Raw genomic sequence first — 14188 nt, 5'->3', positions numbered from 1 at the left:
TGCGTTGTAGCCCTGCCGGCAGTGCGCCTGACAGGCCGTCTATGAGGAGGCTTATCCATGAAGGTGATGATCGTTGAAGATGAGAATTTTGTCGCTTTGGAGCTCGAACGCATTGCGCAAGAGGCCGGACACCAGACCATCGGGCCGGTTTCGACGGTGGAGCAGGCACTCGCCCACGCTCAAAGAAGCGATGTCGCGCTCGTCGATCTCAGTCTCTCCGATGGGCTGAGCGGCGCCCAGCTCGCGCGTCGGCTGATCGACCGCCATGGGGTTGACGTCATCTTCGTGACCGGCAGTCCCGAGAATGTCGGTCACGGTATCGAAGGCGCGCTCGATGTCATCTCCAAGCCCTTTACCGATGAGAGGATCGCCAGCGCCCTCTCGCGGGCGGAGGAGCGACGTAAAAACTTCGACAGCAGCAAGGCTGCGTTCTGAACAGCATCAAGGCTGCGTGTTATAAGAAGGAAATCGACGTCGCTCAGGCCGCTGCGCCTGCTCGAGGAGAAGTCCGGATGAAATACGCGCTCCTTGCCGTTCTCTTCGGTCTCTCGGCCTGCGCCAGCGCAGGGGATCCGCAGCCTCTTCCCGGCAGCCTCACCTATGGAGGAAAGGTTCTCCGTTCGCCCTATCGTCCGGGAACGGTGGTCAAGAATACCTTTCTCGGCGATTTCGGTTACCGTGTGTTCGAGACCTATGTCGTGCAGCCGGATGGGACGCTCAAGCTCACGTCCCAGAGCACGGGACCGGACTTCCTCTGGCAGTGAAAGAGGCACCGCCTCCTGTCGCGCCGGCGCCACGATCATCTCTGCGGCGGGACGTGGTCAGGCGCATGCGGGGCCGCATGCGCCTTGCCTGTTCAGATCACGTGCGCTTGAACTTTGCGGCCTCTTCGGAACCGCCCGTCGCATTGCCGGCGCTGTAGGAATGCGCGCCGGTGCCGGCGAGTTTGCCGCCGTCGACGATCAGGTATTCGTCGCGGATCGGCCGCTGCTCGAAGAAGCATTCGAGGATCTCGCGCGTGCCGGCGGCATAGCGGGTCTGGGCCGAGAGCGATGTGCCCGAGATATGCGGCGTCATGCCGTGATGTGGCATGGTGCGCCACGGGTGGTCGGCAGGGGCCGGCTGCGGGAACCAGACGTCGCCGGCATAACCGGCAAGCTGGCCGCTTTCGAGCGCACGCGCAATCGAGTCGCGGTCGCAGAGCTTGCCGCGGGCGGTGTTGACGAGATAGGCGCCGCGCTTGAAGTGCTTCAGGGTCTCGTCGTTGATCATATGCTCCGTTTCGGGGTGGAGCGGGCAATTCAACGTCACGACATCGCAGACCTCGTACATTTCCTCAGGCGTCGCATGCCAGGTGAGGCCCAGTTCCTTCTCCACCGTATCAGGCAGGCGATGGCGGTCGGTGTAGTGAAGGTGCACGTCGAAAGGCTTCAGGCGCTTCAGGACGGCAAGACCGATGCGGCCGGCGGCGACCGTGCCGACATGCATGCTTTCGACGTCATAGGATCGCGTGACGCAATCGGCGATGTTCCAGCCGCCTTTCACCACCCACTGGTAGGAGGGGATGTAGTTGCGGACGAGGCCGAGGATCATCATGACGACGTGCTCGGACACGCTGATCGAATTGCAATAGGTAACTTCGGCGACAGTGATGCCGCGGTCGATCGCCGCCTGCAGGTCGACGTGGTCAGAGCCGATGCCGGCGGTCAGCGCCAGCTTGAGCTTCGGCGCCTTGGCGATGCGTTCGGCGGTGAGATAGGCCGGCCAGAAAGGCTGCGAGATCACCACGTCGGCGTCGACGAGTTCGCGCTCGAAGGCCGAATTCGGGCCGTCCTTGTCCGAGGTGACCACCAGAGTGTGGCCGTTCGCCTCGAGATATTTGCGAAGGCCGAGTTCGCCCGACACGCTTCCCAGCAGCGTGCCGGGCTGGAAGTCGACGGCCTTCGGCGTCGGCAAGGTCTGACCACCAGGATATTGATCAATCCTCGGCAGGTTGTCACGGGCGTAGGATTTGGGATAGCCGTCGATCGGGTCGTCGTAGAGTACGCACAATACTTTGGCCATGGTCGGTTCCTCTGTTCGAGCAGCCGGAAACACGCCGGAATGCGCTCTTCTCGCATCGCCATTCCATTGTTGCGTTCTGGCAGCGGGTCTCGTCGAATGGGCTCGCGAGCGCGCCGCTGGTGTTTCCTCGAGGCTGCATCCCGTTTTGCCGGGATATCGTTCAACGACCGGATGATTTCATGCCAGGGGGCAGGGCGCAAATGAAAGCTTTGGAACGATTGGTAGGCGTCATCTATCAAGCCGCTTTCAGGCGAGAGCGAAAATCGGCGTCGAAATCGGAATCACGCAGAGCGCTGACCAACGCCTTCGTCATCGGCGATTGCGGTGACCGATCCGACATGACGAGGCCTATCGCCTGTGTGCTGCCGCAATGCCGGCGGCTACCTTTATACGATCACGAAGTCGTCGCTCCCGCCGATCGGTCACCAACAAGGAGCAGACAGATGAGCAACATAAGAAGCGTATTGGTCACAGGCGCCACCGGCCAGCAGGGTGGCGCGGTCGTGCGCGCATTGATCGCGCGGGGACATCGCGTCAAGGCGATCTCACGCAAGCCTGATAGTGACGGCGCCAAGCGGCTGGCCGCGGCAGGGGTCGAAGTCGTCGCCGCCGATCTTAATGACGGCGCTTCCGTGGCGAAGGCCGCAAGCGGCGTCGACACGATGTTTCTGATGGGCAACAGCTATGAGGCCGGAGTGGAAGCGGAGACCCGCCAGGGCATCATCGCCGCCGATGCGGCGAAGGCCGCCGGCATCGGCCACCTGATCTATTCCTCCGTCGGCGACGCCGACAAGAAGACCGGCATTCCGCATTTCGACAGCAAGTATCTCGTCGAGAAGCACATCGCAGGCCTCGGCCTTCCTTACACGATCAGCGCTCCCGTCGCCTTCATGGAGAACACCGTGGCGCCCTGGGCGATCGACGGCCTGCGCCAGGGCGTCTATGCCGCGGCCCTACCGCCCACCCGCGTGCTGCAGCAGATCACCATCGCAGATATCGGCGCTTTCGTCGCGGCACTGGCCGAGCGGCGCGAGCAGGTGTTCGGCAAGCGTTTCGACATTGCGGGCGACGAATTGTCGGGCGAGCAGCAGGCAACGATCCTCACCGAGGCGCTCGGCCGCCCAATCACTTACCGGGAATTGCCGATCGCGGCGATACGGCAGCAGAGCGAGGATACGGCGCTGATGTTCGAATGGTTCGACCGTACCGGCTACGACGCCGATATCGCCGCCCTGCGCCGCGACTTCGCCGATGTCGGCTGGCACAGCTATGCCGACTGGGCGAAGGGGTTCAACTGGAGTGTTCTTAGCAAGCCGGCTGGGTGAGCTAGCCGCCGTGTTGGCGATGTCGCCGCTTGTTGATATTTGGTGAGGGCCGATCGACCGGCGTTTGCCTCACGGCAACTTCGTACGAGAGGCGTTAGAGGGCAAGTCGGAGGCGAGGCGCCTACTTCTCATCCTTCATTCCTGTGCTTGTCACAGGAATCCAGCCACGGCGCGTCCGCGCCGTGAAGGACTCTCATACGAGAAAGGAAGTCTCCCGCGCCCAAGGACTTGGGCGCACTGGATTCCTGTGACGGGCACAGGAATGAGGGAGGTTGGGGTTGACGCTCTTGCCAAGCCCACCGCCGGAGCGCTGGGATGATCCTTGGTACCTTGGGACAAGGCCGGAGAGGGCGGATGATCCTTCGAGGCTTCGCCCTATAGGCTGCTTAAGATAAGGGATGTTGGAGGATGCCGGGCTCTCCGCCGCGGCAGGGCAAGAGGTACGCCTCCCAGGGCATCTGGACTTGCCCGTCTGACCGCCGACGCTTGGGAGAAGTCCGCTTGCACAGTCGCGGGCGAACGCTAGTATTCAATCGAAGACCTGTGTCCTTGAGGGAGGAGGCTTCGATGCCGTCGAGTTTCAATGTCGAAAGTGCCGATGGTTATGAACGGCTGATGGGGCGCTGGAGCAGGAAGCTGGCGCCGATGTTCATCGATTTCGCCGGTCTCGCGGATGGCGACCGGGTGCTCGATGTCGGCTGCGGCACCGGCAGCCTGGCGTTCACGCTGGCGGAAACGCCGGGCCTGCAGGAGATCGTCGCCGTCGACTATTCGCCGGTCTTCGTCGAGGCGGCAACGCGGCGCAACACCGATCCCCGCGTATCGATCCGGCAGGCCGATGCCTGCGCGCTTCCCTTCGAGGATAACCGCTTCGACAGGGCGATGTCGCTGCTCGTGCTGCATTTCGTGCCGGAGGCGGGAAAGGCGGTATCCGAGATGCGCCGTGTGGTGCGCCCGGGCGGCGTGGTCGCGGCCGCCGTCTGGGACCATTATGGCGGCATGTCCGGCATGCGGATGATGTGGGATACGGTGGCAATGCTGGATGAAAATGCGCTGGCCCTGCGCCGCAGATATTGTTTCCAGCCGATGATGCGGCCGGGGGAAATGAAGGAAAGCTTCATCGCGCAGGGCCTTGCCGACGTCGAGGAAACCTCGCTGCTGATCCGGATGGAATACCTCTCCTTCGAAGACTACTGGAACCCGATCGCCGCCGGCGAGGGACCGCTCGGCAAATATGTCGCGGGGCTGGACCCGGCGAAGCGAACGGCTGTGGATGCCGCCGTCAGGGCGGCATATGAGGCCGGCGAGCCGGATGGGCCGCGATCGTTCGCATCGGTGGCGTGGGCGTGCCTGGGCAGGGTGCCCGGATAGATTAGCGGGAGCGCCACCTCCTCTAAAGGGAGAATCGTGCTGCTCCCTCTTCTCCCCAGCGGGGAGAAGGTGGCCCGAAGGGTCGGATGAGGGGGCGGCACGGTACACCTTTGCTTGCCGCTTACGCTCAGTGCATTCGCGGCTTTGCCGCTCGCCCCCTCATCGCCTCGCTATTGCTCCGGCACTTCTCCCCGCTGGGGAGAAGAGGCAGGCAGCGGCCCGCATGCACCAACGTGAAAGCCAGGGTGCTGGAAGGAAGGTGCACGCCTTCAATATGGCGCTGAGGTGCCACCCGATCACGGCAATCGTGATGGAACACGAGCAGCATTGCTGACGTTATTGCCCGCTGTCTCCGGCTGCAAACGCTGCCGTACAGCATCACCCCGCCCGTTTCGGGCACCCCTTCCGACGGCATCCGGAATTGCCCGCCTCGCCGCCGCTTTCGGACGGAGGAATATCAGATGTCCGCTTTGGAAAGCCTGCGCCGGCTGACGCCGCAGCAGCGCAACACCGTCATCGCCAGCTATCTCGGCTGGACGCTCGACGCCTTCGATTTCTTCATTCTCGTCTTCGTTCTCAAATATATCGCCGAGGAATTCAACACCGACGTTCCCGCCGTCTCGGTGGCGATCTTCCTGACGCTTGCCATGCGGGCGCTCGGCGCGCTGATCTTCGGGCTGGCGGCCGACCGTTACGGGCGGCGCATCACGCTGATGGCCGACGTGCTGCTCTATTCGCTGTTCGAATTCCTGACCGGCTTCTCCACCGGGCTCACGATGTTTCTCGTGCTCAGGGCGCTCTACGGCATCGCCATGGGCGGTGAATGGGGCGTCGGCGCCTCGCTTGTTATGGAGACGGTGCCGGAGGAAAGCCGCGGTATCGTTTCCGGCATCCTGCAGGCGGGTTATCCGTCGGGCTATCTGATCGCCTCGATCGCGTTCTTCCTGCTCTTCCCGGTCATCGGCTGGCGTGGCATGTTTTTTGTTGGCGCGGTGCCGGCGCTGCTGGTGCTCTACATCAGACGCAATGTCGAGGAGAGCCCAGCCTTCCTGAAGCGGAAGGCCGAGGGGCGCCGGCCGTTCCTGACGGTCTTGCGCGAGAATATTCCGCTGTTCATCTGGGCGGTGCTGCTGATGACGGCCTTCAACTTCTTCAGCCACGGCACGCAGGATATCTACCCAACCTTCCTCGAGACCCAGCGCAACTATTCGAGCTATACGGTCGGCGCGATCGCCATCGTCTACAATATCGGGGCGATCTGCGGCGGGCTGTTCTTCGGGGCACTGTCGCAGCGGATCGGGCGCAAAAAGGCAATCGTCATCGCCGCACTGATCGCCGTGCCCGTCGCGCCGCTCTGGGCCTATGCGCCGGGGCCGGTGCTGCTCGCCATCGGTGCTTTCCTGATGCAGTTCTTCGTCCAGGGCGCCTGGGGCATCGTGCCGGTGCATCTGAACGAACTGTCACCCGACGAGGTGCGCGGCGCCTTTCCTGGCTTCGCCTACCAGCTCGGCAACCTGCTCGCCTCGGGCAATGCGACGCTGCAGGCGGGGCTGGCCGCCCGCTGGGACGGCGACTATGCCTATGCACTGCTGATCGTCGCGGCGGTGGTGGCGTTGATCGTCGCGGCTCTTGCCGGCTTCGGCTACGAAAAGAAGGATGTGCGCTTCGGCACGGAGGAGGCCGAGGAGCCGCATGGCGCGATGCGAATCTAGCGCTGCCTGCGGCTATGGAGGCCGGCGGCGATGGCTGCCGGCCTTTTCTTGCGTACTGCCGCCAAGGCGACAGAGCCTTTCAGCTCTTCACCACCTTGCAGGCGCAGATGCGATCGTAAAAGGTCTGTCCTCGCCAAAAGATGAAGGGCAAGAACCACCAAATAAGGGCGGCTATACCCAGGATGATGTTGAACGTTGCGGCGCCGTTGTTCAAAAGTGTGTATCCGTCGCGAGACATGCGGAGCAAGGCGTCGAAGTCTTCCGTGGGAGAGACTGGAAACAGCGAAAACGCAAAAGCGGCGGCGATGAAAAACAGATACGGGCTGAATTTCAGGATCTCCCGTCTAAACTCGGTGCCAAGGCCGGGGCTTTTACCATCGACGGATTGGACTCTCAGGCCGAGCAGCTTCTTTCCGATCGTGCGGCGGCCATTTGCGGAAAAATAGGCGAAGGCAAACGCGAGAAAGGCAATGTTGACGATGCCGGAGATCACGCTGGAATATACGAACACGGGTCCGATCACTGGATTGTCGTCCGCGTCGACAGGGATGGTCAGCCATTGGCCTGATGTCCCGTTGTCTGTTTGACGGGAGACGCCCGTCTGCAGGTATCTTTGTTTTTCCGAGCCGATTTGGCTGACTTCGCAGATCTGATTGATACGAACTTCCCCACTTCTCAGCGGCCATCCGGCGTCAATCCGCTTTGCAAGCTGATCCGGCAACTCTACGCCGCACTGTGTGTAACTCCAGCCGGGAAAGCGGAAGTCTAGGGGAAGAACTGTTGAAATACAGTAGACGGCTATGAGAATGGCGGCCTGAAAGATGATGATGTCGATGAGATAGGCCACGGCGCGTCGCCAGAAGTGGCGGGAAGGCAAAGTAGCGTATTGCGGCATCTGCGGTGTCGTGTCCATGTCGCCCCCTATGTATCTGCGCAACCTAGTCCGGCAGGTTGATTCGTTTCAACATTAAGTGGAAAAATGCACGGTATTTTTCACGGAACGTCGCGCTCCCGCGAGCCCAGTTCCGGTGCAATTCCTGCGCTGGGAAGGCGAACCGCCGCGCGACCTGCCTGGCATCCGCATCGTCTCGGTGGCGTAAGGTCGCAGCCGTTCCCGGGGCTTGCCGTCGAATGGCGGCGTGCTAGGTAAGGGCTGCCGGTATCTCCCTGCCGGATCGGTTCCCCCCTTCACAGCCCCCGAGTTTTCCATGTCCTTTTCTCCTGCCGCCGTCTTGCCCGTCGTCATACTGTTTGCTTCCAACATCTTCATGACCTTTGCCTGGTACGGGCATCTCAAGCATAAGAGCAGTGCCATCTTCCTCGCCATCATCGTCAGCTGGGGTATCGCCTTTTTCGAATATTGCCTGGCGGTGCCGGCCAACCGGATCGGTTCGGCGGTCTATACGACGGCGCAGCTGAAGACGATGCAGGAGGTGATCACGCTGATCGTCTTTGCCGGCTTCTCGATCTTCTGGCTCGGCGAGAACCTGACCTGGAACCATGCGATCGGCTTCGCCCTGATCGCAATCGGGGCATCCTTCATCTTTCGTGCATAAACTTTAGCCTTTTCAATAGATTACAAATTGTTCATGTCTGGATATCGCCGCATTTCCTACAGATTGCGGTCGCAATCAGCTGGCAGCCTGTCACCTTCTAGTGAATAGGAGGTGAGCGGTCATGAGCCTGTCTTTCCCGACGATGGCGGCGATCCGGTTCGGCTATGGTTTCCGGCCGGGCGAGGCGCCGCCGGATAGCAAAGACGATCTCATCGGCCAGCTGCGCATGGGGGTGGCGGCAACGCCGGATTTTCCCCTCGGCGGGCCCGACATGCGCCACCAGGCAATTCTCAGCCTGCAGGCGCAGTTGAAGCAGATCCGGCAGGACGCCAAGACGGTGACCGACGATACGACGCAACGCGAGATGCGCAAAGGCGTGCAACAGCAAGTGCAGCAGCAGTTCCAGCATGATGCGAACCTGCGGCTGATGCAGGCGGTGCTATCGCCGTACGGCTTCTACGAGAGGCTTTCGACCTTCTGGACCGATCATTTCTCCACCAGCGCCAATAAGAGCCTGCCGATGCGTCTCATCGTGCCGCTCTACGAGGCCGAGGCGATCCGGCCGTTCATATCAGGCAGGTTCGGCGATCTCTTGCGCAATGCCACCGCCCATCCGGCCATGCTGATCTATCTCGACCAGGCGGATTCGCTTGGGCCGGATTCGGCCGGCGGCATGAAGCGCAACAAAGGGCTGAACGAAAATCTCGGTCGCGAACTGCTGGAGCTGCACACGCTTGGCGCTGGCAGCGGCTATAGCCAGGCGGATGTCACGGCGGCGGCCATGGTGCTGACGGGGCTCACTATCGACCGCAAGGAGATGGACATCGCCTTCCGGCCGAATATATCGGAGCCCGGCGCGCATGAGGTGCTCGGCGTCAGCTATGGCGGGCGCAGGCGCTCGCGCGACGATTATCTCGACATGCTTGACGATCTGGCGCTGCATCCGAAGACGGCGGCGCATATCAGCCGCAAGCTCGCGGTGCATTTTATCGCCGACCAGCCTGACGAGGGCATGGTGTCCGATATGGCGGAGGCCTGGAAGAAGACGGATGGCGATCTGACTGCCGTCTACACCGCCATGCTCGATCATCCCGCCGCCTGGCGCGACGAGGGCGCCAAGGCGCGCCAGCCCTTCGATTATATCGTCGCTGGCCTGAGGGCGCTGAATGCGGGGCCGGTCAACGGCGTCGTCGGCAGTTTCCTGGCGTCCAACCAGCAGGGTACTGACGAGGGCGACATGGCGGCGAACACGCCTGGCATGGCAGGATCGCCGGTGCCGACGGATCCCGCCGGCGAGGCGAGGGAGAAGCGCCTCAAAGCCTTCCAGACGGCGCGGGCGCTGGGGCAGGGGGCACTCAGGCGCATGGGCCAGCCGACCTGGCTGCCGCCGAGCCCGGCCGGTTTCGAGGAAGGCTTCTCCGCCTGGATCACCGGCAGCCAGCTCGCCGAGCGGCTGGCCTGGGCAAGGCGGGCCGCAGCACAGTTCGGCCGGGACGAGGATCCGCGCGAATTCTTGAAATCGACGCTCGCCGATGCCGCGCGCGACGAGACGATCCGCGTCGTCTCGCAGGCGCCGAACAAGATCAGCGGGCTGACGCTGGTGCTGGCGTCGCCCGAATTCAACCGCCGATAGGAGCCTCTGTCATGAACCGGATTTCGCTCTCCCGCCGCGGCTTTCTGACGTCGGCCTGCTGTCTTGCCGCTGCTCCCATCTTCACGCCCGTCACCTTCGCGGCGATGCCGGGTGACAACCGTTTCGTCACTATTGTGCTGCGCGGCGCGATGGACGGGCTGGATCTGGTGCAGCCCTATGGCGATGCCGGCTTTGCGCCGCTCAGGCCGACGCTGGCGCTTACGCCCGATACCGGGCTTCTCGATCTCGACGGGCATTTCGGCCTCAATCCGGCGGCGGCCGAGCTGATGCCGCTCTGGAAAAGCCGGGAGCTCGCCTTCGTGCATGCGGTCTCGACGCCCTATCGCGACCAGCGCAGCCATTTCGACGGGCAGGACATGCTGGAATCCGGCGGCGAACATGTCGCCGAGGAAAAGACCGGATGGCTGAACCGGGCGCTCGCCGTCATTCCGCGCTCGGATGCGCGCAAGGCAATCGACATCAATACCTCGACGGAGCTGATCCTCTCCGGACCGAACAATGTTGACGTCTGGGCGTCGGATTCCAATCTGGCGCCGGCGCGCGACGAGATGCAATTCCTGGCGCGACTCTATGCCGGCGATCCGCCGTTCGCCGAGGCGCTTGCCGAGGCGACACGGGCCAATAGCGCCTCGATGATGGTCGAGCCGGAGGGCCAACGCGGCGCAAAGATCGCCGATGTGGCGGCGCTCGCGGCCAAGATGCTGAAGGGCGACTACCGCATCGCCAGCTTCTCGATATCAGGCTGGGACACGCATATCGGCCAGGCCGGCCAGTTCAAACGACCGGTGCAGGACCTTTCGCAGGCGATCAATACGTTAAAGACCACGCTCGGGTCCGAGATCTGGGCAAAGACGGTGGTGCTTGCCATGACCGAGTTCGGTCGCACCGTGCGTCAGAACGGCTCAGCCGGCACCGACCACGGCACCGGCGGCTGCGCGCTGCTATCAGGCGGCGCCATCAACGGCGGCCGCGTCCTCGGCCGTTGGCCGGGCATTGGCGACGGCCAGCTGCTCGACGACCGCGACCTGATGCCGACCGCCGACGTGCGCGAGCTTGCGGCAGCGATGCTCTACCGGCAGTTCGATGTGAGCGCGGATGATTTGACCGGGAAGATCTTTCCGGGACTGGGGTTCGATAAGGGGTCGCAGTTTCTTAGGGGGTGAGCGGCGGGGCCGCGAATGCACGGAGCGTAAGCGAAGGGCAAGAATAAGGTCCTCTCCTGGCTGGCCAGGGAGCTTGCCGCTTCCCGGCCCCTCGCATGGCTCAGGGCGTTCGACGTTTGCAATCGATTCACTGGATCGATTGCTCCCGCTTCGCGGGACCACGTCTCACCCCAGCACATCATAAAGCCGGAAGATGAAGCTGATCTGGTAGATCAGGTTGGCGATGATGAAGGCGGTGTGGAAGCGGCGGTTGGCGGTCCAGGCGGCGATGGCGCAGAGGAGGATGTAGATGATGTTGCGAGCTGGGTATTCCCAGCCGAGCGAGAGGATGCGCTCATGGCCCTTGATTGCCGTGTCGAGAATATCGACGGCGTAGGTGAGGCCGAGGATGCCGAAGAACCATTTGCGCCGCGAGATGAAATATTCCTCGTAGCCGCCATATTCGTCGAGCGAGGCCGGAAAGAGCAGGGCGCAGAGCAGGAAGAACAGACTGCAGAAGCAGATGAGGAAGAGATAGATGCCGAAGCCGATCGCCGGCACCGCCTGCAGGCGATATTCCCACCACCAGATATGGATGATGAACAGGAACATCGACAGCGCCCAACCGAGATGGATGGGATAGACCTTGGCCTTGGCGGGATGCTGGACGATGCCGGCAAGGCCGGTGAGCACTCTCGCGAGAGAAAGGCTGATGACCATGCCCATCACCACCTTGATGTGAAGGAAGACCTCCGGCGTGCTGACCGTTTCCATGCTTTCGATCCTTAGGCTGTCACTCCTCGGGGACTTGCTTCGGTTTGCCCTCTTCGTCGAGCGCCACCATGATGAAGGTGCCAGCTGTGACCTTTTCCATCTTGGCGTAACGTGCGCGGTGCGCCCAGGCTTCGACGCAGAGCGTGATCGAGGTGCGGCCGACACGGTCGATATCGGTATAGACAGACAAAGTGTCGCCGATCTTGACCGGCAGTTCGAAGGCCATCTCCTTGACGGCGGCGGTGACGACGCGGCCCTTGGCGCGCTCGGCAGCGCGGATGCCAGAGGCAAGGTCCATCTGCGCCATGACCCAGCCGCCGAAGATATCGCCGGCCGGATTGGCGTCACCGGGCATGGCAAGCGTCCTCAGCGTCAATTCGCCTCTCGGCTTGGCGGCATCGGTCATCAAGTCTTCTCCATCTGGTGCGGCGTCGGGCCGGCGATTCACTGCGAAGCACCCTAGTGCAAAGGCCGAGGGCTGTAAAAGACGGCAAGACCAAGCGCTACAGACGGCCGACGGGAAAAATGTTGCTGTCGTTGTCGATTGAAATTTCGTTTTATTTCAAATGGTTGAATTTTGTAGTTCTCACCTGACCTTACGTTATTTAATCTTCTTCTAATTAAGCTTTACGCTCCAGTAATTCCGGCAATTCAGAATGCGATTGATTTCACCTATAAGAATCGCTGGGAACCTCATGCGCAACGTCAAGATTTCCACCCGTCTTTATTGTCTCGTTGGCTTCACGCTTGCCGTGCTCGCGGCGACGATGGTCTTCTTTCTGAACTATTCTTACTCCGAGCTGGAAGACGAGCGGAAGGCAGGGCTGGCGCAGTTGGATGCGACGGCGCTCGGCATCTTCGAAAAATATTACAAGATGGAGCAGGCGGGCACGATGACCCGCGAGCAGGCGCAGGCGGCCGCCAAAGACGTGATCGGCGCGATGCGCTACGGCGCCGACGGCTATTTCTGGATCAACGACATGCATCCCAAAATGGTGATGCACCCGATTAAGCCGGCGCTTGATGGTACCGATATCTCGCAGATGAAGGACCCGACCGGTAAATTCCTGTTCGTCGAGTTCGTCAACAAGGTGAAGAAGGACGGCAAGGGTTTCGTCGACTATCTCTGGCCGAAGCCGGGCGCCGATGAGCCGGTGCTGAAATACTCCTATGTCGCCGGTTTCGAGCCCTGGGGCTGGATCGTCGGCACCGGCGTCTATGCCGACGACCTTGCCGCGCTTTATCGCCAGAATTTGCTCTGGGCCACGATGGCCTGCCTGATCGGCGCTGCGGCGACGATCGCGATTGCCTTTGCCATCGTGCGCAGCGTGACGGCGCCGATTGCCCGGCTGAGGAAAGCGATGAATGCTATTGCTGCCGAAGAAGCGTCGGTAGAGATCGCCGGCAGCGAGTATCGCGACGAGGTCGGCCAGATGGCCAAGGTGCTGCTGGTGCTGCGCGACTCCGTCGATGAGCGCAGCGCGCTGCGCGGCCGGGAAGACGAGAGGCAGCGGCAGATCGAAGAAGAGCGCCGTGGCAACGAGGCGAGCCTGCGCTCTGCCTCCGAACGGCAGACCCATGCGATGCAGGCGCTCGGCGTCGGCCTCGAGAAGCTTGCGAGCGGCGATCTGACGGTTGCGATCGGCGATATCGGCGACGATTACGCCAAGCTCAGGAACGACTTCAATGCGGCGGTCGACGCGCTGAACGGCGTCATCCACGCGATCGCCGAATCGAGCCGCGTCGTCAACGACAGCGCGTCCGATATCAGCGAGGCAACCGGCAACCTGTCGAAGCGCACGGAACAGCAGGCTGCTGCGCTGGAAGAGACGGCGGCCGCTCTCGACGAGATCACCGCGACGGTCAAGACGGCATCCGAACGGGCGAACGAGGCACGCGAGATGGTGGCGGAGACCAAGGCGAGTGCCGGAAAATCCGGCGAGATCGTCCGCAACGCGGTGACGGCGATGGGCCGGATTGAGGATTCCTCCAACCGCATCGGTCAAATCATCTCGGTCATCGACGAGATCGCCTTCCAGACGAACCTTCTGGCGCTGAATGCCGGCGTCGAGGCTGCGCGGGCGGGCGAGGCGGGCCGCGGCTTTGCCGTCGTCGCCCAGGAAGTGCGCGAACTTGCCCAGCGGTCCGCCAATGCGGCCAAAGAGATCAAGGAACTGATCAGCCGGTCGGCGACGGAAGTCGAGGGCGGGGTGGCGCTGGTGCGCTCGACGGGTGAGGCGCTGCTGGAGATCGAGGCGCTGGTCAACCAGGTCAACGATCATGTCGCATCGATCGCGACGGCGGCGCGAGAGCAGTCGACCGGGCTGAACGAGATCAACGGCTCCGTCAATCACATGGACCAGATGACGCAGCAGAATGCCGCGATGGTTGAGGAGACGACGGCAGCCAGCCGCACGCTCGCCGACGAGAGCACCCAGCTGAAGACGCTGCTTTCGAATTTCCGCCTGCGCGGGGCGGAGCAAAGAGCCGGGGCTAGATACACACGGGCAGCGTGAGTTAAGCCACTGAACAAAGGCCGGGAAACCGGCCTTTTTCACTTCCGTCGCGTGCAGATTGTGCCGGTAAGTTT

At 62.3% G+C, this 14188-nt stretch carries 13 protein-coding genes; 9 read left to right on the top strand and 4 right to left on the bottom strand.

Annotation, left to right across the window (positions count from 1 at the left end):
* The first annotated feature begins 57 nt into the window (after positions 1 to 57).
* Together BA011_RS10575 and BA011_RS10570 are read left to right on the top strand one after the other, a co-directional pair.
* Positions 58 to 435: a response regulator gene (locus BA011_RS10575; protein ID WP_065280416.1), complete on the top strand. Its 378-nt coding sequence runs from the start codon at positions 58 to 60 to the stop codon at positions 433 to 435.
* 77 nt (positions 436 to 512) lie between these two features.
* Complete coding sequence (locus BA011_RS10570; protein ID WP_065280415.1) at positions 513 to 764, top strand: hypothetical protein; 252 nt, start codon at positions 513 to 515, stop codon at positions 762 to 764.
* 97 nt (positions 765 to 861) lie between these two features.
* Here BA011_RS10570 and BA011_RS10565 read toward each other — a convergent pair whose 3' ends face one another.
* Positions 862 to 2064 carry an NAD-dependent formate dehydrogenase gene (locus tag BA011_RS10565; RefSeq protein WP_065280414.1) on the bottom strand — a complete coding sequence of 401 codons (1203 nt, stop codon included), beginning with the start codon at positions 2062 to 2064 and terminating at the stop codon, positions 862 to 864.
* Between the two features lie 443 nt (positions 2065 to 2507).
* On the opposite strand from BA011_RS10565, the gene BA011_RS10560 reads away from it, so the two are divergent.
* From BA011_RS10560 to BA011_RS10550, 3 genes are all read left to right on the top strand, one after another.
* Complete coding sequence (locus BA011_RS10560) at positions 2508 to 3389, top strand: NmrA/HSCARG family protein (protein WP_065280413.1); 882 nt, start codon at positions 2508 to 2510, stop codon at positions 3387 to 3389.
* 567 nt (positions 3390 to 3956) lie between these two features.
* Positions 3957 to 4760, top strand: a complete 804-nt coding sequence (locus BA011_RS10555) for a class I SAM-dependent methyltransferase (RefSeq protein ID WP_065280412.1) — start codon at positions 3957 to 3959, stop codon at positions 4758 to 4760.
* 461 nt (positions 4761 to 5221) lie between these two features.
* Entirely contained in the window at positions 5222 to 6472 is a 1251-nt protein-coding gene (locus BA011_RS10550) for an MFS transporter (protein ID WP_065280411.1), read from the top strand.
* Between the two features lie 79 nt (positions 6473 to 6551).
* On the opposite strand, the gene BA011_RS10545 is transcribed toward BA011_RS10550, so the two are convergent.
* Complete coding sequence (locus tag BA011_RS10545) at positions 6552 to 7385, bottom strand: RDD family protein (protein WP_065280410.1); 834 nt, start codon at positions 7383 to 7385, stop codon at positions 6552 to 6554.
* A 295-nt stretch (positions 7386 to 7680) separates the two neighbouring features.
* Here BA011_RS10545 and BA011_RS10540 point away from each other — a divergent pair, with 295 nt between their 5' ends.
* From BA011_RS10540 to BA011_RS10530, 3 genes are all read left to right on the top strand, one after another.
* On the top strand, positions 7681 to 8028 hold the full coding sequence (locus BA011_RS10540) for a DMT family protein (RefSeq protein ID WP_065280409.1): 348 nt from the start codon (positions 7681 to 7683) through the stop codon (positions 8026 to 8028).
* 121 nt (positions 8029 to 8149) lie between these two features.
* Positions 8150 to 9661: a DUF1800 domain-containing protein gene (locus tag BA011_RS10535; protein WP_065280408.1), complete on the top strand. Its 1512-nt coding sequence runs from the start codon at positions 8150 to 8152 to the stop codon at positions 9659 to 9661.
* Between the two features lie 11 nt (positions 9662 to 9672).
* Entirely contained in the window at positions 9673 to 10845 is a 1173-nt protein-coding gene (locus tag BA011_RS10530; RefSeq protein WP_065280407.1) for a DUF1501 domain-containing protein, read from the top strand.
* A gap of 165 nt (positions 10846 to 11010) precedes the next feature.
* Here BA011_RS10530 and BA011_RS10525 read toward each other — a convergent pair whose 3' ends face one another.
* Together BA011_RS10525 and BA011_RS10520 are read right to left on the bottom strand one after the other, a co-directional pair.
* Positions 11011 to 11598, bottom strand: a complete 588-nt coding sequence (locus BA011_RS10525) for a hypothetical protein (RefSeq protein ID WP_065280406.1) — start codon at positions 11596 to 11598, stop codon at positions 11011 to 11013.
* 19 nt (positions 11599 to 11617) lie between these two features.
* Positions 11618 to 12004, bottom strand: coding sequence for an acyl-CoA thioesterase (locus BA011_RS10520; protein ID WP_003540707.1), 387 nt, complete (start codon positions 12002 to 12004; stop codon positions 11618 to 11620).
* A gap of 289 nt (positions 12005 to 12293) precedes the next feature.
* On the opposite strand from BA011_RS10520, the gene BA011_RS10515 reads away from it, so the two are divergent.
* Positions 12294 to 14114 (top strand): methyl-accepting chemotaxis protein, encoded by a 1821-nt coding sequence (locus BA011_RS10515; protein ID WP_065280405.1) that lies wholly within the window; start codon positions 12294 to 12296, stop codon positions 14112 to 14114.
* The last annotated feature ends 74 nt before the right edge of the window (positions 14115 to 14188 follow it).

Origin of the sequence: Rhizobium leguminosarum, assembly GCF_001679785.1 — a bacterium.
GTDB lineage: Bacteria > Pseudomonadota > Alphaproteobacteria > Rhizobiales > Rhizobiaceae > Rhizobium > Rhizobium leguminosarum_R.
This window is presented reverse-complemented; position numbering and strand designations above follow the sequence as displayed.